The organism is Streptomyces sp. NPDC111802, from assembly GCF_055634335.1.
In genome coordinates this window covers 42,807-62,571 of sequence record NZ_JBVKCZ010000020.1, presented here as the reverse complement: position 1 = coordinate 62,571, position 19,765 = coordinate 42,807, and the positions used below count along the sequence as shown (strand labels likewise).

The 19,765-nt window shown below is 72.2% G+C and carries 18 protein-coding genes; 11 read left to right on the top strand and 7 right to left on the bottom strand.

The features are described from left to right. Positions 1-115 precede the first annotated feature (115 nt). Positions 116-1,186, top strand: a complete 1,071-nt coding sequence (locus ACZ7NC_RS22840; RefSeq protein ID WP_471490765.1) for a MerR family transcriptional regulator — start codon at positions 116-118, stop codon at positions 1,184-1,186. Between the two features lie 10 nt (positions 1,187-1,196). On the opposite strand, the gene ACZ7NC_RS22835 is transcribed toward ACZ7NC_RS22840, so the two are convergent. After that, positions 1,197-1,907 (bottom strand): FadR/GntR family transcriptional regulator, encoded by a 711-nt coding sequence (locus tag ACZ7NC_RS22835; protein ID WP_471490764.1) that lies wholly within the window; start codon positions 1,905-1,907, stop codon positions 1,197-1,199. A gap of 211 nt (positions 1,908-2,118) precedes the next feature. On the opposite strand from ACZ7NC_RS22835, the gene ACZ7NC_RS22830 reads away from it, so the two are divergent. The 4 genes from ACZ7NC_RS22830 to mreB all read left to right on the top strand — a co-directional run bounded on the left by ACZ7NC_RS22830 (position 2,119) and on the right by mreB (position 7,585). Continuing rightward, a complete protein-coding gene (locus ACZ7NC_RS22830; RefSeq protein WP_471490761.1) occupies positions 2,119-3,465 on the top strand; it encodes an SLC13 family permease in 1,347 nt (448 codons plus the stop codon). 58 nt (positions 3,466-3,523) lie between these two features. Beyond that, entirely contained in the window at positions 3,524-4,966 is a 1,443-nt protein-coding gene (locus ACZ7NC_RS22825) for an acyl-CoA synthetase (RefSeq protein WP_471490759.1), read from the top strand. Beyond that, positions 4,963-6,300, top strand: a complete 1,338-nt coding sequence (locus ACZ7NC_RS22820) for a carboxyl transferase domain-containing protein (RefSeq protein WP_471490757.1) — start codon at positions 4,963-4,965, stop codon at positions 6,298-6,300. The genes ACZ7NC_RS22825 and ACZ7NC_RS22820 overlap by 4 nt, the downstream gene beginning before the upstream one ends. Before the next feature lie 250 nt (positions 6,301-6,550). Further along, the gene (mreB, locus tag ACZ7NC_RS22815) at positions 6,551-7,585 is read left to right on the top strand and encodes a rod shape-determining protein MreB (RefSeq protein WP_471490755.1); all 1,035 of its coding nucleotides are present in this window, start codon (positions 6,551-6,553) and stop codon (positions 7,583-7,585) included. A 24-nt stretch (positions 7,586-7,609) separates the two neighbouring features. On the opposite strand, the gene ACZ7NC_RS22810 is transcribed toward mreB, so the two are convergent. The 4 genes from ACZ7NC_RS22810 to ACZ7NC_RS22795 form a co-directional block, all read right to left on the bottom strand. Then, positions 7,610-8,971 carry a hypothetical protein gene (locus tag ACZ7NC_RS22810; protein WP_471490753.1) on the bottom strand — a complete coding sequence of 454 codons (1,362 nt, stop codon included), beginning with the start codon at positions 8,969-8,971 and terminating at the stop codon, positions 7,610-7,612. Between the two features lie 152 nt (positions 8,972-9,123). After that, complete coding sequence (locus ACZ7NC_RS22805) at positions 9,124-10,368, bottom strand: sensor histidine kinase (protein WP_471490752.1); 1,245 nt, start codon at positions 10,366-10,368, stop codon at positions 9,124-9,126. A 10-nt stretch (positions 10,369-10,378) separates the two neighbouring features. Then, positions 10,379-11,056, bottom strand: a complete 678-nt coding sequence (locus ACZ7NC_RS22800; RefSeq protein WP_471490750.1) for a response regulator transcription factor — start codon at positions 11,054-11,056, stop codon at positions 10,379-10,381. A 305-nt stretch (positions 11,057-11,361) separates the two neighbouring features. Then, positions 11,362-12,225: a DUF6424 family protein gene (locus ACZ7NC_RS22795; RefSeq protein ID WP_471490749.1), complete on the bottom strand. Its 864-nt coding sequence runs from the start codon at positions 12,223-12,225 to the stop codon at positions 11,362-11,364. Positions 12,226-12,369: 144 nt separating this feature from the next. On the opposite strand from ACZ7NC_RS22795, the gene ACZ7NC_RS22790 reads away from it, so the two are divergent. Further along, the gene (locus ACZ7NC_RS22790; RefSeq protein ID WP_471490747.1) at positions 12,370-12,639 is read left to right on the top strand and encodes a DUF1876 domain-containing protein; all 270 of its coding nucleotides are present in this window, start codon (positions 12,370-12,372) and stop codon (positions 12,637-12,639) included. Positions 12,640-12,651: 12 nt separating this feature from the next. On the opposite strand, the gene ACZ7NC_RS22785 is transcribed toward ACZ7NC_RS22790, so the two are convergent. Both ACZ7NC_RS22785 and ACZ7NC_RS22780 read right to left on the bottom strand, forming a co-directional pair. Next, a complete protein-coding gene (locus ACZ7NC_RS22785; protein ID WP_471490746.1) occupies positions 12,652-13,332 on the bottom strand; it encodes a response regulator in 681 nt (226 codons plus the stop codon). Continuing rightward, positions 13,329-15,014 carry a sensor histidine kinase gene (locus tag ACZ7NC_RS22780; protein ID WP_471490744.1) on the bottom strand — a complete coding sequence of 562 codons (1,686 nt, stop codon included), beginning with the start codon at positions 15,012-15,014 and terminating at the stop codon, positions 13,329-13,331. Before ACZ7NC_RS22780 ends, ACZ7NC_RS22785 begins: the two co-directional genes overlap by 4 nt. 103 nt (positions 15,015-15,117) lie before the next feature. Between ACZ7NC_RS22780 and ACZ7NC_RS22775 the strand changes: the two genes are divergently transcribed. The 5 genes from ACZ7NC_RS22775 to ACZ7NC_RS22755 are packed head-to-tail and all read left to right on the top strand — an operon-like array spanning position 15,118 to position 19,733. Further along, the gene (locus ACZ7NC_RS22775) at positions 15,118-16,128 is read left to right on the top strand and encodes a Bug family tripartite tricarboxylate transporter substrate binding protein (protein WP_471490742.1); all 1,011 of its coding nucleotides are present in this window, start codon (positions 15,118-15,120) and stop codon (positions 16,126-16,128) included. Next, positions 16,125-16,652 (top strand): tripartite tricarboxylate transporter TctB family protein, encoded by a 528-nt coding sequence (locus ACZ7NC_RS22770; protein WP_471490741.1) that lies wholly within the window; start codon positions 16,125-16,127, stop codon positions 16,650-16,652. Before ACZ7NC_RS22775 ends, ACZ7NC_RS22770 begins: the two co-directional genes overlap by 4 nt. A 7-nt stretch (positions 16,653-16,659) precedes the next feature. Then, positions 16,660-18,162, top strand: a complete 1,503-nt coding sequence (locus ACZ7NC_RS22765; protein WP_471490740.1) for a tripartite tricarboxylate transporter permease — start codon at positions 16,660-16,662, stop codon at positions 18,160-18,162. 18 nt (positions 18,163-18,180) lie between these two features. Continuing rightward, complete coding sequence (locus ACZ7NC_RS22760) at positions 18,181-18,576, top strand: universal stress protein (protein WP_471490739.1); 396 nt, start codon at positions 18,181-18,183, stop codon at positions 18,574-18,576. 2 nt (positions 18,577-18,578) lie between these two features. Further along, positions 18,579-19,733: a DUF475 domain-containing protein gene (locus ACZ7NC_RS22755; protein WP_471490738.1), complete on the top strand. Its 1,155-nt coding sequence runs from the start codon at positions 18,579-18,581 to the stop codon at positions 19,731-19,733. Positions 19,734-19,765 lie beyond the last annotated feature (32 nt).

Genomic DNA, 19,765 nt, shown 5'->3' with positions numbered 1-19,765 from the left:
AAAGACGGTGGTGCGCTGCGCAGGCTAACAACCGCCCGCGGAACCGGAACAGGCCGCTTGACCTTCACCTTCGGTGAAGCCACAGCATCGGTGCGAGGAACCGGAAGGGGTCACGATGCGCGAGGACATGCTGACGATCGGGGCCTTCGCGAAGGCCTGCCGGCTGTCGCCGAAGGCGCTGCGGCTGTACGACGAGCTGGAGCTGCTGAAGCCCGGCCGGGTCGATCCGGACACGGGTTACCGGTACTACGCCGTCGAGCAGCTGGAGCGGGCCCGGCTGGTGGCGTGGCTGCGGCGGCTGGGGATGCCGCTGGCCCGGATCCGTCAGCTGTGCGCACTGCGGCCGGCCGACGCCGCGAGTGAGATCCGCGCCTACTGGGCGCAGGTCGAGGCGGAGACGGCCGCGCGGCGGGACCTCGCCGAGTTCCTCGTCCGACACATGTCCGAGACACCGAGGAAGGACTCCACCATGCTGGAACTCCGCTACTGCGCCCACTCCGACCGCGGCCGGATCCGCCCCGCCAACCAGGACACCGCATACGCGGGCACGCGGTTGCTCGCGGTGGCCGACGGCTTCGGTCCGGCGGGTGAGCCCGCGAGCAGCGCGGCGGTGGAAGCGCTGCGCTTCCTGGACACGGCCGAGCTGCCGGCGGGCAACGTGCTGAACCTGCTGGAGGAGGCGGTGCGGGGCGCCACGGAGGCGGTCCGGGACGCGGCGAACGGTATGCATGAGGAGGCCGGTACCACCTTGACGGCCCTGCTGTGGACCGGCTCCCGGCTGGCCCTGGTCCACATCGGCGACTCCCGCGCCTATCTGCTGCGCGACGGCGCCCTGTTCCGTATCACCGACGACCACACGGTGGTCCAGTCGATGATCGACGAGGGCCGTCTGACGCCGGAGGAGGCGACGACCCACCCCCAGCGCTCCCTGCTGCTCAAGGCCCTCTCCCCGAGCACCCCCGCGACCCCGGACCTCCGCCTCCAGGACGCCCACCCCGGCGACCGCTACCTGCTCTGCTCCGACGGCCTCTCCACGGTCGTCCCGGATGCCGACATCCGCCGCCTCCTCACTTCGGCCCCGGCCCCCGACACCGCCGTACACACGCTGATCGCCGCGGCGAACGACGCGGGCGGACCGGACAACGTCAGTTGTGTGGTGGCGGATGTGGTGGAGGCGGCGGCCTGAGCGAGGCGCCCTACCGCTCCTCGTCCTCCGGCTCCCAGTCCAGCAACCGCACCTTCGCCACCGTACGGACATGGCGGCGCATGGCGGCGGCGGCCTGGGCCGGGCGGGCGGCGGCGATGGCGTCGAGGATGGCCTGGTGCTGGGCGAGGGAGCGGGCGGGGCGGTGGGGCTGGCGCAGGGATTCGGTGCGGCTCTCGGCGATCTGGTCGGAGATGGAGCGCATGAACTCGGCGAGGATGCTGCTGTGCGCGGCGGCGGTGACGGCGGCGTGGAAGAGGCGGTCGCCCTCCACTCCGTGGCCGTCGTCCGCGATCTCCTTCGCCATGTGCGCGAGGGCCGAGCGCATCGCCGCGAGATCGTCGTCGGTGCGGCGCTCGGCGGCCAGTTCGGCGAGCTTGGTCTCCAGGGCCTCGCGGGCCTCCAGGACGTCCGGGAGCCGTCGGCGGCGGTCGACCATCCGCTCCACCGGCTCCACGTCGAGGCTGTCCCGGACGAGGTACGTGCCGCCGCCGTGCCGTACCTCCACCAGGCCCTGCACCTCCAGGACCACGATCGCCTGCTTCACCGAGGCCCTGCTCACCCCCAGCCGCTGGGCCAGGTCACGCTCGGTCGGCAGCCGGTCCCCGGCGCCCAGGCCGCCCTCGGCGACGTAGCTGCGCAGCCGGTCGAGCACCTGCTCGTAGAGGCGCTGTTTGGTCATGGGGCGCAGGGCGTCGGTCACGGGGTCCCCCTTCTCGTCGGGAGCGTAACACCGGGCGAGCGGGCGATCGGGCCGGTCGAGAGGCAAAGTGGCTGAGCCAATTCTTGCGCTATCCCTTGACGTCCTCGCGCCGCGCACCCACGCTATCCAGCCATCACCCCAATTGGCTCAGCCACTCGGCCAATCCAGGTGTAACCCGCAACCGCTCCGGGACCCAAAGACGGGAGCCCGTATGTCCCCCGAACTCATCTCGATCCTCGTCCTCGCCGTGGTGTTCGTCATCGCGACGACCCGCTCGATCAACATGGGCGCGCTCGCCTTCGCCGCCGCCTTCGCGGTCGGCACGCTCGTCGCCGACCTCGACGCGGACGGCATCTTCGCCGGCTTCCCCGGCGATCTGTTCGTCGTCCTCGTCGGCGTCACATACCTCTTCGCCATCGCCCGCTCCAACGGCACCACCGACTGGCTGGTGCACGCCTCCATCCGGCTCGTACGGGGCCGGGTGGCGCTCATCCCCTGGGTGATGTTCGCCCTGACCGGCGCACTCACCGCGATCGGAGCCGTGAGCCCCGCCGCCGTGGCGATCGTCGCGCCGATCGCGCTGAGCTTCGCCGCCCGGTACGGGATCAGCCCGCTGCTGATGGGCGCGATGGTCGTGCACGGCGCCCAGGGCGGCGGCTTCTCGCCGATCAGCATCTACGGCTCGATCGTCAACGGCATCGTCGAGCGCGAGAAGCTGCCGGGCAGCGAAGTCACGCTTTTCCTGGCCTCCCTGATCGTCAACCTCGTCATCGCGGGCGTCGTGTTCGTCCTCTTCGGCGGGCTGAAGCTGTGGGCGCAGGGGGCGGTGGAGACGGACGGGCACCGCGGCGCCGGGGACACCGGTGCGGACGGCGAGCCCCTCTCCGGCGGCGGTGGCTCCCGCGAGGGCGGCACCACCGTGACCCGCCCCGCCCCCACCGCCACCGCCACCGAGGTGGCCCTCACCCCCGCCCGTATCGCCACCCTCCTCTCCCTGGTCGCCCTCGTCGTGGCCGTCCTCGCCTTCGACCTGGACGCCGGACTGACCGCGATCACCCTGGCCGTCGTCCTGAGCACGGCCTGGCCCGAGGACAGCCGCAAGGCGGTCGGCGAGATCGCCTGGCCGACGGTGCTGCTGATCTGCGGTGTGCTGACGTACATCGGCGTGCTGGAGGAGATGGGCACCATCACCTGGGCCGGCGAGGGCGTCAGCGGCATCGGCGTACCGCTGCTGGCCGCCGTACTGCTCTGCTACATCGGCGCGATCGTCTCGGCGTTCGCCTCCTCCGTCGGCATCATGGGCGCGCTCATCCCGCTCGCGGTGCCGTTCCTTGCGCAGGGCGAGATCGGCGCGGTCGGCATGGTGGCGGCGCTCGCGGTGTCGGCGACGGTCGTGGACGTGAGCCCCTTCTCGACGAACGGCGCGCTGGTGCTGGCCGCGGCACCGGATGTCGACCGCGAGCGTTTCTTCCGGCAGCTGATGGTGTACGGAGGGATCGTGGTGGCTGTGGTGCCCGCGGTGGTGTGGCTGGTGATGGTCGTGCCGGGCTGGGGGTAGGCCGACAGAGTCAACCGATCTCGTCGAGCATGTGTTGAACAGGTAAGGAGTACTCCGCGTGTCCTCTCTCTTCCCGGCCCTGACCGGCGGCCGGCCGGACCGGATCGCCCTGCGGTTCGGCGACCGTTCCCTGACGTACGGCGAACTCGGCGCCGCCTGCGGCGCCCTCGCGGACCGGATCGCGGGCAAGGGCCGGGTCGCCGTCTGGGCGACGCCGACCCTGGAGACCGCCGTCGCCGTGGTGGCGGCGCTGGAGGCGGGGATCGCCGCCGTGCCGCTCAACCCGAAGTCGGGGGAGAAGGAGCTGGGGCACATCCTCGCCGACAGCGCGCCGAGCCTCGTACTGGCCGCGCCCGGCGATGAACTGCCCCTTCCACTGCGGGACTTGGAGCGGGCCGACATCGACGTACGGGCAGCGGGCCCCCGTCCGGAGTCGCGGGCCACCGCGGAGGACCCGGCCCTGATCGTGTACACCTCCGGCACCACCGGCCCGCCCAAGGGCGCCGTCATCCCCCGCCGGGCCGTGGCCCACACGCTGGACGCGCTCGCCGACGCCTGGCAGTGGACCGGCGAGGACGTACTGGTGCACGGCCTGCCCCTGTTCCATGTGCACGGCCTGGTCCTCGGCATCCTCGGCCCGCTGCGCCGCGGCGGCTCGGTACGCCACCTCGGCAGGTTCAGCACGGAGGGCGTCGCGCGGGAGCTGAACGACGGCGCGACCATGATGTTCGGCGTGCCGACGATGTATCACCGCCTCGCCCAGACCCTTTCCGAGGACCCGGGGCTGGCGCAGGCGCTGGGCAAGGCCCGACTGCTCGTCTCGGGCTCCGCAGCGCTCCCCGTGCACGACCACGAGCGGATCACGGCCGCGACGGGGCAGCGGGTCGTCGAGCGGTACGGCATGACGGAGACGCTGATGAACACCAGCGTCCGTGCGGACGGCGAGGCCAGGGCCGGCACCGTCGGCGTACCGCTGCCGGGGGTGGAGCTGCGGCTGGTGGAAGAGGACGGGACGCCGATCGTGTCGTACGACGGCGAGACCGTGGGCGAGATCCAGGTGCGCGGCCCGAACCTGTTCACCGAGTACCTCAACCGCCCCGACGCGACGGCCGCGGCCTTCACGGAGGACGGCTGGTTCCGCACCGGCGACATGGCGGTGCGGGAGGCCGACGGGTACGTCCGTATCGTCGGCCGCAAGGCCACCGATCTGATCAAGAGCGGGGGTTACAAGATCGGGGCGGGTGAGATCGAGAACGCCCTCCTCGAACACGCCGGGGTGCGGGAGGCGGCGGTCACCGGGGAGCCGGACGCGGACCTGGGCGAGCGGATCGTGGCGTGGATCGTCCCGGCGGATCCCCAAGCGCCGCCCACCGCGGCGGAGTTGGCGGACCATGTCGCCGCCCGGCTGGCGCCGCACAAGCGTCCTCGCACGGTCCACTACCTGGACGCCCTTCCCCGCAACGACATGGGGAAGATCATGAAGCGGGCGCTGACCTCATGACGGAGCGCCTCGCGGCACGGCAGGTCATCGCCCTGATGACCGAACCCGGCAGCTTCACCGAACTCCCCCACCCGCAAGGGCGGTCCGGGCCCGACGGCCCCCTCGCCTGGCAGGGCTACGACGCCCTGCGCGCCCGCGCCGTCGAACGCACCGGCGAGGAGGAGTCGGTGGTCTGCGGCACCGGCACCGTCGAGGGCACGCGCGCCGTCCTGATCGCGTTCGAGTTCGGCTTCCTGGGCGGCTCGCTGGGCGAGCGCACCGGTGACCGGCTGGAGGCGGCGTACACCTACGCCCGCGCCCGCCGCCTCCCGGTGGTCCCGCTGGTGGCGACGGGCGGCAGTCGTGTGCAGGAGGGCATGCTCGCCCTCACCCAACTCCAGCGCGTGGCACGGCAGTCCACGCTCACCCGTGAGGCGGGCCTGCCCCAGATCGCGGTGCTCCGCGACCCGACGACGGGCGGCGGCTGGGCCACCCTCGGCGCGGGCGCCGATGTGATCCTCGCCCTCCCCGACGCCCAGGTCGGCTTCGCGGGCTCCCGGGTCAGGCCGCAGGACGCGGACCCGGCGGCGTACACGGCTCAGGCGCAGCTGGCGGCGGGGGCCGTGGACGCGGTGGTGCGGCCGGGAGAGGTGCGGGGCGCGGTGGGGCGGTGGCTGCGGCTGCTGACCGCCCGCTCCACCCGGCCCGCCCCGCCACCGCGCGCCCTCGCCAGCACCGACCTGCCCACCACGGGCTGGGACGCGGTCCGGCGTGCCCGCTCGCCCCGGCGTCCGCGTGCGCAGGCGTACCTGTCGGCCTACTTCTCCCACCGCGTCGCGATCAGCGGCGACCGCTGCGGCGGCACCGACCCCGAGGGCATGCTGTGCGGCTTCGGCGAGCACGAGGGCCGTACGGTCGCCTATGCCGCGCAGACCGGGGGCGCCACCCGCCCCGCCGGCTACCGCACCGCCGCCCGCCTGATCCGCCTCGCGGACCGGCTCGGGATCCCGGTGCTGACGCTGGTGGACACGCCGGGCGCGGCCAATGACGCGGAGGCGGAGCGGCAGGGGGTGGGCGCCGCCATCGCGGATCTGTTCGGCGCGGTGGCCTCGGCACGCACACCGATCACGACCCTGCTGATCGGCGAGGGCGGCTCCGGCGGCGCGCTGGCGCTCGCGTCACCGGGCAACACCTGGGCCACGCCGGACAGCTACTTCTCGGTCATCGCGCCGGAGCTGGCGGCGGCGATCCTGAAGCGGGGGCCTCAGGAGGTGGAGGCGACGGCGGATCAACTCCGGATCCGGCCGCAGGACCTGGTGGAGCTGGGGTTGATCCGGGGCGTCGTCGAGGGGTAGGGAGCGGCCCCTACTCGATACCGCCCGCCCCCTCCGGCCGCGACACGCGCCTGACATCCCATCAGAAACAAAAACCCCCATTCAGCCGCACCCCACCCGGCCCCCTCCAGAAGGCGCCCCCCTCCCGGCCGCCCGCACGATTCGAGGGAGGCCGCACACAAGCGCCGGCCCCGCACACGACCCGCAATCCCAAGCGAGGCCCGCCACCCACCCGGCGGACCCATGGTCTGCGTTTCCGGGAGGATGCCCCATGACCGCCACTCTGGAGCAGCTGCGCCGCTGCCACTTCGCCGTCGACCTGGGGGCGGCCAGGACCCGCGTCTATGTGAAGGGCACCGGACTCGTCGTCGACCAGCCCTCCGTCGCCGCCGTCAACACCCGGACCGGCGCCCTGATCGCGGTCGGTGAGTTCGCGGAGAAGATGACCGGCCGCACCCCGCACTACATCCGCGTCGTACGGCCCGTCTCCGGCGGCACCGTCGTCGACATCGAGATGGCGCAGCGCATGCTGCGGCACCTGCTCGGCGACAAGATGCGCCGCGCCCTGCGCCGCAAGCCGTTCCTGCGCGCGGCGGCCTGCACGCCGCACGACGCCGACCCGCTGGCCCAGCGCGCGGCGATCGAGACCCTGGTCGGCCTCGGCGCGCGGCGCGTGGAACTGGTCGACACCCTCATCGCCGCCGCCGTGGGCTGCGGACTGCCCGTGGAGCAGCCCGAGGCCAGCATGATCATGGTGTGCGGGGCCGCCGCGACCGAGGTCGCCGTGCTGTCCCTCGGCAACATCGTCACCGCCGAACGGGTCCGCGTCGGCGGGGAGGCGGTGGACCACGCGATCGTGCAGCACCTGCGGCACGAACACGAGCTGATGCTGCCCAGCCAGAACGTACGGCCGCTGCAGCTCGCCCTGTCCGGCAACGGGCTCACCCCGCACGGCCCGACCTCCACCGAGATCCACGGCCGTGACGTCTGCACCGGCCTCGCCCGCAGCGTCCAGGTCGACACCGCCGCCGTCCGGGACGCCATCCAGACCCCGCTCACCGCGGTCCTCGACAGCATCGGCAAGGTGCTGCGGGACTGCCCGCCCGACCTGGTCGCCGACCTGGCCGACCGGGGCATCATGATGGTCGGCGGCAGCGCCCTGCTCCCCGGCTTCGACGAGATGCTGCGGCAGGCCACCAGCATGCCGGTGCACATCGCCGAGCGACCGGACGTCTGCGCGGTGCAGGGCCTCGGCACCATGCTGGAGGGCAAGATCGAGCCACTGGAGCTGGACCCGGCGAGCTGAGCGCCCGAGGACGGACGACCGGCGTCAGGACGCGACCCGTGCGATGTGCTCCCGCAGGCTCGGCGCCAGCTGCCCGGCCTGCGCCAGGTCCTTGCGGTCGGCCGCCTCCCGGGCCGCGTGCAGGTCCGCCGCGACCGCGGCCCGCTCGGCGCCGGGGGTGGCGTCCTTCAGGCGCTCCCACAGCAGTTCGAGGCTGGTGACGTCCCCGGCGACCGCCCCCTGGGCGCCGGCTGCCGCGTCGATGCCCAGCTGCCCGGCCCACATGCCGAACCGCTCCAGGTCCACCGTCCGCACCGGCTCGTACCGCAGCCGCAGATCCGAGGTGTTCTGCGCCACCCGCAGCGCGGCGTCGACCATCTCCTCCTCGTCCCGTGCGCCGGCGGCCTCGTCGAGCGTGTCGAGGTCGCGGGTCATCTGCGTCCGGAGCAGCTTCGGTACGGCGTCGGAGTCGCGGTACGCCGTCCACGCGGCCCGCACGGCGGCCAGGTCGGCGCCGGTGACCTCGCCGTCCTGCACGTCCCGTGCCGCCCGGTGCAGTGCGGCCAGCTCCGCCGGGGGCGGGCCCTGCCGGGCGTCCGTCGGCACGGCCAGCGACACCGCCTCCAGGTCGCCGCCGTCGTTCCCGGTGGAGAACTCGCCGTAGCCGGGGGCGAAGGTCTTGTCCTCGGTCGAGCCGTCCATGTGCAGTTCGTGGACCGTGATCGCGCCCTCGACCTTCCCGTACGGCCCGTCCACGGTCCGGTCGGTCTCCTTCACCGTGACCTCCTCGAAGACGACGCCGGGCAGGTTCTCCGGCCGGTAGACATCGCCCTTCGCCGGATGCGCGGGCATGATCATCGCGGCGGGTGCCTGGTCGCGGCCCGCCTGCCAGGTGCCCTCGGTGTCCGCGACCACGCCGTTGTCGTAGTTGAAGACGTCCTCGCCGAGGTACCACACGGAGCCGTCGTCGGCCTGGGCGTACCAGTCGAGGGCGACCTCGTGGATACGGCCGCCCTCGAAGGCGGCGTACTGCGAGGTCAGGGCCTGGACGGTGGTGCCGTCGAACGTGATGCTCTTGGTGCCGGGCAGGGTGCTGACCTCGGTGCGGAAGGGCTCGTCGCCGACCTGTCCGCCCATGACGACCTGGTCGGTCCGGGCGGTCGGGTGCAGGGGGTTGGTGATCCGGGCGGGGTGGGAGAAGGCCGGCTCGGTCAGGTCGACGCGGGCGTGCTCGGGTGCCAGCGGCAGACAGTCCCGGCCCGTCGCGCCGGTCTCCTCGTCGACGACGCGCACACAGTCGCCGTCGCCCGTCCGCTCCGACCCGGCGCTCGGGGAGCAGGCGCCCGCCATCAGCACGACGGCACCCACGACGGCCCCCGGCCACAGCATCCTGCGATGGGTGTTCATGGCGACCTCCTCCACGCCGATCTGCGCCGATCCGGGCGCCGGTCCAGGCGCCGGTCCGCTGCACCGAGGGTCCCGCGCGACCGCTGAACATCCCCTGAACGCCCCTGAACGCCCTGTCAGAAAGGTGAGGCCGGCTCGTGGCTTGCCGCCGGTCACTCCCCCGCCGACGGCAGCATCACCGTGAACCGCGCCCCGCCCAGCCCTTCGCTCACCCCCGCCTCCACCCGCCCCCGATGCGCCCCGGCGACCTCCGCCACGATCGCCAGACCCAGCCCCGCCCCGCCCGCGCCCCGCGCACGGGACTCGTCCAGCCGTACGAAGCGGTCGAAGACCCGTGCCCGGTCGGCGGCCGCAATGCCGGGGCCGTCGTCGTCCACCAGCAACCGCACCCAGCCGTCCCCGGTGTCCGTGAGCGCCAGGGACACCCGGGTGCGGGCGTGCCGGGCCGCGTTCTCGCCCAGGTTGCGTACCAGGCGCCGTAGCGCCTCCTCGTCGCCCGTGACGCGGGCCGCGCCCACCGCCGTGCTGTCGACGCGAAGGCCGGGCGTGGCAGAGCGCAGCCGGCCCGCCTCCGCCAGGACCAGGTCGTCGAGGTCGACCGGCCGCCGCCCGCCCCGCAGCAGGCCGCTCTCGTCGGCGCGGGCGAGCAGCAGCAGGTCGTCGACGAGGCGCTGCATGCGTACGGCCTCGTCGAGCACGGTGCCGGCGAGGGCGCCGGTGTCGGTGCGCCCGGGGTGGGCGAGGGCGACCTCGGCGTGCTGGCGGACGGTGGCGACGGGTGAGCGCAGTTCGTGGGAGGCGTCGGAGACGAAGCGGCGCTGCGCCGCCTCGGCGCGGGCGACACGGCGCAGGGTGCGGCCGACGGCGATCCAGGTCGCGGTGGCCGCCAGGGCGACCAGCACCGGCAAGCCGATGAGCAGCAGCCAGGTGACCGTGGTCGTGGCCTCGGCGACCCCGGTGGCGTCCCGCCCGTCGAGGACGACCAGTTCGCGGCCGTCGTCCCGGGCGCCGACCGCGACGACCAGGAAGGGGTCGTCGTCGAGCGGGGTGTCGACGGAGGCGCTCTCGCCGGGGTCCAGCCGGGCCAGCGCGGGTTGTCCCGCGACGTTCTCGCTGGCCGCGACGACCGTGCCGTCCGCCGCGACGACCTGGAGGAACTCCTCGTCGGGCGCGGACACGGTCGGCGCGGGCACCCCCCGGCCCGCCTCGATGACCCGGGCCACGTCCGAGGCCCGTGACCGGGCGGCGTCCCGGACGTCGTCGCTGAGCTCGGTGCGCAGCCCGACCACGAGCCCGACACCGGCGGCGAGCAGGGCGACGGCCACCGCGAGCACGGCGACGGCCGTGGCCCGGACCCGTACCGCCCGCAGCCGGCGCTCGTACCGCTCGCCCGTCATCGGGCACCCGTCACCCGTCGTCGGGCACGAGCCGGTACCCGTGCCCGCGCGACGTCAGCAGCGACCGCCGCCCGAAGGGCCGGTCGACCTTGTTGCGCAGCCGCCTCACATACACCTCGACGATGTTCGGGTCGCCCTCGAAGTCGTCGCCCCAGACGTGGTCGAGGATGGTCCGCTTGGACACCGCCTCCCCGGCCCGCCGCAGCAGGAACTCCAGCACCGCGAACTCCCGCGCGGTGACCTCGATGTCGCGTCCGCCCCGGCTGACCGTCCGGGCCGCCGGGTCGAGCCGCAGATCACCGGCGGCGAGCACGGCGGGCCGCTGCCGGGCCTCCCGCCGCAGCAGCGCCCGCAGTCTCGCCAGGAGTACGGCGTAGGAGACGGGCTTGGTCAGATAGTCGTCGGCGCCGGTGTCGAGGCCCTCGATCTCGTCCCACTCGCCCTCCTTGGCGGTGAGCATGAGGATCGGCGTCCAGTCGCGCTCGGCGCGCAGGGTCCGGCAGAGCCGGTAGCCGTTGAGTTTCGGCAGCATGACGTCGAGGACGATCGCGTCGTAGCCGTGCTCGCGGGCCAGCCACAGCCCGTCCACGCCGTCGAGCGCGATGTCGACCGCGAAGCCCTCGGCCTCCAGGCCGTCCCTGAGCCCCGCCGCGAACCGCTCCTCGTCCTCGACGACCAGCACCCGCATGCCCTCACGCTACGTCGGTCGGGGCGCGCGGGCCCGGTGTCAGTACGGCAGGATCCGCCCCGAGGGGGTGCGTCGGTCGATCTCACCCCGGGTGTCGCGGGGAGCGGCGGGCCGGCGGATGACACGCACACGGACGTTGGTCTGACGGTTCATGACGCCCTCCTCCTTCGATGGGTCGGTCCGTTGCGACCAGCCTTCTCTCCGCAACCTTTCGGCACATCGTGCCCACGGAGGCTCTTGTCATGCCTCCGCGGCAGGAGCGGATGGGCGCAGGGGTACTTCCCCGGGAGGAGTGCGCCCCCTTGTCAGCTCGGGGTGCCGCGCCGCCTGGTGCGCAGGGGACCGGACGCCGACTTCGCCCCGCGCGGTATCTGCTGTTCGAACGCCGCCAGCGCGATGGGGCTGTCCGGGGGCACGACGGCCATCATGCGGCGCCGCTGCGCCTCCGCGACGGCGTCCCCGGCCGGGGTGCCGTGCCGGGCGTGGACGATGCGGAGCTGTCCGTCGCCGGAGCCGCGCCGGCTGACGGGGGTGACGCCGGCGTTGGTGCCGTCGGGAAGGGTCACCCACAGCTCGAAGTCGTCGTACCGGAAGTAGTCGGCTGCCTTGACCGGCCAGGGGTAGTGGTGCTCGCCTGCCGCCTTGGGCAGGACGCCGGAGTGGTCGGGGCTGCTGAGCGGCACGCACGAGTTGAACAGCGAGTCGGTCCAGGCCTCGACGCCGTCGGCATCCGTGATCGGTGTGTCCAGGAGGTCGCGGGCCCGTTTGTAGCCCAGTTCGTCCAGGGCCGGCAGGGTGAGCGGGAAGACCTCGATCAGCTCGGCGGCCTCCCGGCGGAGCCGGTCGACCTTCGCGGGATCGGCGCAGAACTGCGCGCTCCACTCGATGCCGACCCGGGCCCGGTACATCCGCCAGCCGTCGGCGGCCTTCACCCAGAGGCTGCCACCGTGGTGCATCTCCCAGGGCCCGGGCCCGTACGGCAGCTCGGACTCCTCGGCCTCCAGCTCGGCGAGGATCTTCTTCGCCGTCTTCTTCGCGGCGCGGAAGTGCGCGGACTCCGAGCGCTCCGGGTGCTTGACGACCCGTATCTCCCAAGGGTGGCTCTCCTTGCGGGACTTGCCGAGTTCGAACTTCGTACGGCCCGCCGGCCGTGTCAGGACATCGGTCATGTCCGGCCTCCTTCCGTCTCCTTCCATCGTCCGGCCGGGAACCGGCGGCGTCGACTCGCGCTGGACCCGGCCCGGGAAGAGGCGCACGCTCATCAGTAGGGCATCCGACCCCCTACGGAAGTGATCTCGACGGAAGTGATCTCGATGGAAGACAAGCAGTGGACCGTCCGGATCCACATCACCGAGGACGGCGACGACACCCGCGCCGAGGCCGTGCTGACCACTCAGGACACACCGCAGGACATGGTGGCCGTCACCGGCCGCGGTGTCGCCCGCCGCAACCCGATCGACCGGCCCGTGGCCGAGATCGGCGACGAACTAGCCGCCTGCCGTGCCCTGGAGGACCTGGCGATCAGGCTGCATGACATCGCGTCCGACGACATCGTCCAGCTGACCGGTCCCGTCGACCGGTGAGAGAGCGGGGCGTCAGTCCTCCGCCCAGCTGTACCGCCGCTCCGGCCGCCCCGCCTGCCCGTACCGCAGGGACACCTCCGCCCGTCCCGTGACGGTGAAGTGCTCCAGGTACCGCCGCGCGCTGACCCGGGACACCCCGAGGCGCGCGGCGCACTCGGCGGCGGAGAGGCTGCCGTCGGCCGTGCGCAGCTCCCGCTCGATCAGCTCGGCGGTCTCCACGCTCATGCCCTTGGGCAGGGTCGCGGGTGTGGTGGCCGGCGCCGCGCCCCGGGCCAGCGCCCGGTCGATGTCGGACTGGCCGCTGACCACGGCCGCGTAGAGCTTGCTGCGCCGGGCGGCGTACTGTTCGAGACGCGTCCTCAGGTCCTCCGCGTCGAAGGGCTTCAGCAGATAGTCGACGACGCCCTGCCGTACGGCGCCCCGGACCGCCTCGGACTCGCGCGCGGCGCTGATCACCATGACATCGCAGTCGTGTCCTGCGGTGCGCAGCCGGGGGATGATCTCCAGGCCGAACATGTCGGGCAGGTAGAGGTCGAGCAGCACCAGGTCGGGTTGCAGTTCGGCGACGGCGGTGAGCGCCTGTTCGCCGCAGTTCGCGGTGCCGCTCACCCGGAACCCGTCGACGTCGTTGACGAATCCGCGGTGGATCCGCGCCACCATGAAGTCGTCCTCCACGATCAGGACATCGATCATCGGACTGTCTCCGTCACTCGGTCGGCCGGGCGGCCGACGGACATCCGGGCGGTGAACATGGCGCCCGCCGGCGTGTTGGCCACCGACACCTCACCGCCCCGGCGTTTGCACACCAGCCGGGTCAGCGCGAGGCCGATACCCCGGTCGCCGCCCTGCGCGGCCTTGGTGGTGAACCCGTGCAGGAACACCTCCTGCGCCAGCTCGGGAGCCACGCCCGGCCCCGAGTCCCGTACGACGATCTCCACGCTGGAGGCGTCCTGGCGCAGCTCGACCTCCGCCCAGGCGTCCGGGTCGCCGTCCCCCGTCCGGGAACCGCTCGCGGCGGCGTCGACCGCGTTGTCCACGAGGTTGCCGAGCACGGTCGCCACATCCGCGGAGTCGGTGGGCTCCAGCCGGTCCAGGGAGGTGCGCTCGGAGATCTTCAGCCGTACCTTGCGTTCCGCGGCGAGCGCCGACTTGGCCATGAGCAGCGCGGCGACGGCCCGGTCACGGACCCGGCTGGTGATGCTCACGTCGAGCGACTCGCGGTGCTTGCGCAGGGCGCGCACGTAGCGGACGACCTCGTCGTGCTCGCCGATCTGGATGAGCCCGGAGATGGTGTGCAGCTGGTTGGAGAACTCGTGGGCCTGGGCGCGCAGCAGCTCGGTGGTGCTGCGGAAGGAGCCCAACTCCCGTTCCAGCTGGGCGAGTTCGGTGCGGTCGCGCAGGGTCGTGACCGAGCCGAGGCGGCGGCCGTCCTTGGTGACGTCCATCCGGTTCATCACCAGGACGCGGCCCCGGCGTATGACGACCTCGTCCCGCCGCGTGAGATCGCCGTGCTCCCCCTCGGGCGCGGTCCCGGCCAGGACGTCGTACAGGCGCCCCTCGATCCCGAGGTCGGTCAGGCTCATACCGACGCAGTTCTCGGGCAGGTCCAGCAGCCCGCGGCCGACGGCGTTGACCAGCGTGAGGCGCTGATGCGGGTCGAGGGCGACGACTCCCTCGGCGATCCCGAAGAGCATCGCCTCCCGGTGCTCGGCGAGTCCGGCGATCTCGCTCGGCTCCATGCCGAAGGTCTGCCGCTTGATCCGCCGGGCCAGCAGCCAGGAACCGGCCACCCCGAGCACGCTGGCGACGCCGAGGTAGACCAGCAGATAGGACGAGGCGCCGACCAGTCGCTGCCACACCGACGGGGAGGTCCGCCCGACCATCACCGTGCCGAGGTGGTCCCCGGCGTTCTTCGCGCCCGCCCCGAGCACCGGCGCCTGCGCGACCAGCTGGGTGACGCCGCCCACGGGCAGCTCCCCGGACCAGCCGACGGCCTCGGAGACCTGCGGTCCGTCGACCGGCATCCGCGTCCCGACCAGGGTCGGGTCGGTGGCGGCGACGATCTCGCCGTCGTTGTCGGCGACCATGGCGGAGGTGACGCCGGACCTGGTCAGCGTGGACTGCAGCAGCGGCGCGAGCATCTCCGCCGGGGCGGGCCGCACCAGCTGGGTGCGCACGAGGGGGTTGCCCGCCATCTCCTCGGCGAGCGCGGTCACCCGGCGCCCCTCGACGCGGTCGAACGTCGCCTTCGACTGCGCAAGCGACACCGCGGCCACGGCGACGAGCACGATCACGACAATGGCGAGCTGCCATACGAGCAGCTCGCCTGCGAGCGTCTGGCGGCGTTGCTTCCGCGACGGTGACCGTGACGTCATGACCACTATGAACTCAACCTTCAATGGTCACACAACCGAGACGGGGTGTCTCAGGAACCGCACAATCATGGCGCCGGATCGGGCCGAGCGAAAGAGATGAGCCATGAGAAGTCGACGAGCCGCACTTGTCGGAGCTCTTGCCACCGTTTCGATGATCGCGGTCAGCGCCTGTGGCGCCACCGCCGACAAGGAGGAGTCCGGAGGCGCGGGCGGGGCCGACAAGCCCCTGACGGGCCTGCGCCTGATGGTGCCCAACACCCCGGGCAGCGGTTACGACCTCACCGCCCGCACCGTCACCCAGGTCATGCAGGACACCAAGATCGCCTCCGGGGTCCAGGTGTTCAACCTGCCCGGCGCCAGCGGCACCGTGGGCCTGCAGCGCCTGGTGAACGAGAAGGGCAACGGCAAGATGGCCATGCAGATGGGCCTGGGTGTGGTCGGAGCCTCGTACACCTCCAAGTCGGACGCGACGCTGACCGACACCACGCCGATCGCCAAGCTGATCGAGGAGGCCGGCGCGATCGTGGTGCCGAAGGACTCCCCGTACAAGACGATGGACGACCTCGTCACCGCCTGGAAGAAGGACCCCAAGAAGCTTGCCGTGGGCGGTGGTTCGTCGCCGGGCGGCCCCGACCACCTGCTGCCGATGCAGCTGGCGAAGGCCGTCGGCATCAAGCCCAAGGACGTCAACTACGTCTCGTACGACGGTGGCGGCGAGCTGCTGCCAGCCATCCTCGGCAACAAGATCGCCTTCGGGGCGAGCGGTTTCGGCGAGTTCCTCGACCAGATCGAGGCCGGTCAGGTGCGTGTCCTCGCGGTCACCAGCGAGAAGCCGATCGACGCGCTCAAGGACGCGCCCACGCTCAAGGACTCCGGCATCGACCTGGTCTTCACCAACTGGCGCGGCATCGTGGCCCCTCCGGGCATCACCGACGAGCAGAAGCAGAGCTGGGTCGACGCGCTGACGAAGATGCACGACTCCGACGAGTGGCAGGCGCAGCTGGAGAAGAACGGCTGGGTCGACGCCTTCGTCGCCGGCGACGAGTTCGGCACCTTCCTGACCGAGCAGGACAAGGCGGTCGCCGACCTGCTGGCAGAGCTCGGGCTGGCATGAGCTCCCAGGTGGAGGAACGGACCGGGCAGGAGTCGCGGGAGGGCGGGGACCGCGCGCAGTACGGCGTGTGCGCGTTCCTCGCCCTGCTGGGCGCCGCCGTGATCGTGGACGCCCTCGGCATCCCGCACATCACCAGCGGCACCGACCCGGTCGGCCCGCGCGCGGTCCCGCTGATCCTGGGCACGCTGCTGGTCCTGCTCGCCGTGCTGTACGCCGTCGACGTGGCCCGGGGCGGCCACGGTGAGCCGGAGGCCGGCGAGGACGTCGACCTGTCGGCCGGCGCCGACTGGCGCACGGTGGCCCTGCTGGTCGCGGTGATCGTGGCGAACGCGCTGCTCATCGAGCGGCTTGGCTGGGTGATCAGCGGCGGCCTGCTGTTCTGGGGCACGGCGTTCGCGCTCGGCAACCGGCACTACATCCGCAACCTGCTGATCGCGGCGACGCTCTCCCTGACGACGTTCTACGCGTTCGCGATCGGCCTCGGCGTGAACCTCCCCGCCGGCGTGCTGCAAGGAATCCTGTGAGGCCGCGATGGACAACCTGAACAACCTCATGCAGGGCTTCGCGGACGTGATGGCCCCGCTGAACCTGCTGCTCGCCCTGGTCGGCGTGGTCATCGGCACCGCGGTGGGCGTCCTGCCGGGCATCGGCCCGGCGATGACGGTGGCCCTGCTGCTGCCGGTCACCTACGGCATGGAGCCGGTGCAGGCGTTCATCATGTTCGCCGGCATCTTCTACGGCGGCATGTACGGCGGCTCGACGACGTCGATCCTGCTGAACACCCCCGGCGAGTCCTCGTCGGTGGTCACCGCCATCGAGGGCAACAAGATGGCGAAGGCGGGCCGCGCGGCCCAGGCCCTGGCCACGGCGGCGATCGGCTCCTTCGTGGCGGGCACCATCGGCACCCTGCTGCTGGTCCTGATCACCCCGTTCGTCGTGGACTTCGCGGTCAGCCTGGGCGCCCCCGACTACTTCGCGCTGATGCTGCTGTCGTTCATCGCCGTGACATCGGTCCTCGGCTCGTCCCGTATCCGCGGCTTCATATCCCTGCTCCTCGGCCTGACGATCGGCCTGGTCGGCATCGACTCGGTGTCGGGCCAGCAGCGACTGACCCTCGGTATACCGCAGTTGGCCGACGGCATCGATGTCGTCGTGGTCGCGGTCGGCATCTTCGCGGTCGGCGAGGCGCTGTGGGTGGCCGCGCATCTGCGGCGCAAGCCGGCCGAGGTGATCCCGGTGGGCCGCCCGTGGATGGGCCGGAAGGACTGGAAGCGGTCCTGGAAGCCCTGGCTGCGCGGGACGGCGTACGGCTTCCCGTTCGGCGCGCTGCCGGCCGGGGGCGCGGAGATCCCGACCTTCCTGTCGTACGCCACGGAGAAGCGGCTGACCAAGCATCCCGAGGACTTCGGCAAGGGCGCGATCGAGGGGGTGGCGGGCCCGGAGGCCGCGAACAACGCGTCGGCCGCGGGCACCCTGGTCCCGATGCTGGCGATCGGCCTCCCGACGAACGCCACGGCCGCGGTGATGCTGGCCGCCTTCCAGTCGTACGGCATCCAGCCCGGCCCCCTGCTCTTCGAGCGCGAGGCGAGCCTGGTCTGGGTCCTGATCGCGAGCCTCTTCATCGGCAATCTGCTGCTGTTGCTGCTGAACCTCCCGCTGGCCCCGGCGTGGGCGAAGCTGCTCCAGATCCCGCGGCCGTACCTCTACGCGGGGATCCTCTTCTTCGCCTCGATGGGTGCCTACGCCGTCAACGCACAGCCCCTCGATCTGTTCATCCTCCTGACCCTGGGCCTCGTCGGCTTCGCCATGCGACGCTTCGGGCTGCCGGTCCTGCCGCTGATCGTCGGCGTGATCCTGGGCCCGCGCGCGGAGCTCCAGGGCCGGCGCTCCCTCCAGCTGTCCGGCGGCGAACTGTCGGGGCTGCTGGGCGGGCCGGTGTCGTACACGGTCTACACGGTGATCGCCCTGGTCCTGGTGTGGCCGCTGATCCGCAGGTTCGTCGTACGTCCCCTGCGCGCGCGAAGCGCAGCCTGAGACCTTCTGGAGATCGAGATGACCATCCTGGTCGGCTACGTCCCCTCACCCGAGGGGGCGGCGGCCCTGCACGCGGGGATCGACGAGGCCCGCCGCCGCGACGAGAAACTGCTGGTCGTGAACACCACGCGGGGAGACGCCTATGTCGATTCCCGGTTCGCCCAGGAACCCGACCTGACCCAGGTCCGCGAGGACCTCACGGCACTGGGCATCGACTTCGACATCCGTCAGGTCCTCGGCGCCCGTGACGCCGCCGCGGAGATCATCGACCTGGCGGAGCAGTTGGACGCGTCCCTGGTGGTGATCGGCCTGCGGCGGCGCAGCGCGGTCGGCAAGCTGATCATGGGCTCGGCGGCCCAGCAGATCCTGCTGGGCGTGGACTGCCCGGTCCTCGCGGTGAAGGCGGAGGGCTGACGATGCTGCTGCGAACCTTCGGCTGGTCGCTAGGCGTCACGGCGCTCGGTCTCGCCTTCGCCGCCTGGCAGTGGGGCTGGGAGGCGTTCGGGATCGTGCTGATCCTGTCGATCCTGGAGATCTCGCTGTCCTTCGACAACGCGGTCGTCAACGCCGGGATCCTGAAGCGGATGAACGCCTTCTGGCAGCGGATCTTCCTCACCCTCGGCATCCTGATCGCGGTGTTCGGGATGCGGCTGGTGTTCCCGGTGGTGATCGTCGCCATCAGCGCCAAGGTCGGCCCCGTCGAGGCGGTCCAGCTCGCCCTGGACGAACCGGAGCGCTACGAGGACCTGGTCACCGACGCCCACCCCGCCATCGCGGCCTTCGGCGGCGTGTTCCTGCTGATGATCTTCCTCGACTTCATCCTGGAGGACCGCGACATCAAGTGGCTGGCCTGGCTGGAGCGCCCGCTGGCGAGGCTCGGCAAGATCGACATGCTGGCGGTCTGCCTCGCGCTCGTTGCCCTGCTCGGCACGGCGCTGACCTTCGCCGGCCACGCCCACGTCAGCACGGGGCACGCGGACAAGACGGCCACCGTGCTGCTCTCCGGAGTCGCCGGTCTGATCACCTATCTCGTGGTCGGCGGGCTCTCCGCCCACTTCGAGGACAGGCTCGAAGAGGAGGAGGAACACGAACACGAGGAGGAGGAGCGGGCCAGGGCAGAAGGCCGGCCGGTCACGGCGGTCGCCCTCGCCGGGAAGGCGGCGTTCTTCCTCTTCCTGTACCTGGAGGTGCTGGACGCGTCCTTCTCCTTCGACGGCGTGATCGGCGCCTTCGCCGTCACCAACCACATCTTCTGGATGGCCCTCGGCCTGGGCATCGGCGCCATGTACGTCCGCTCGCTCACGGTCTACCTGGTGCGCCAGGGCACCCTCGACGACTACGTCTACCTGGAGCACGGCGCCCACTACGCCATCGGCGCCCTCGCCGCGATCCTGCTGATCACCATCCAGCACCAGATCAGCGAGATCGTCACCGGCCTCATCGGCGTCGTCCTGATCGCCGCGTCCTTCCTCGCCTCGGTCCGCCGCAACAAGGCGCAGGAGGCCTCCGGGGCGGACGAGGTGACGCCCGGCGTGGAGGGCGAGAGGGCGGAGGTGCCGTCAGGCACCTGAGGGGCCGACCGGGTTCCCGGGCGGACACGAGG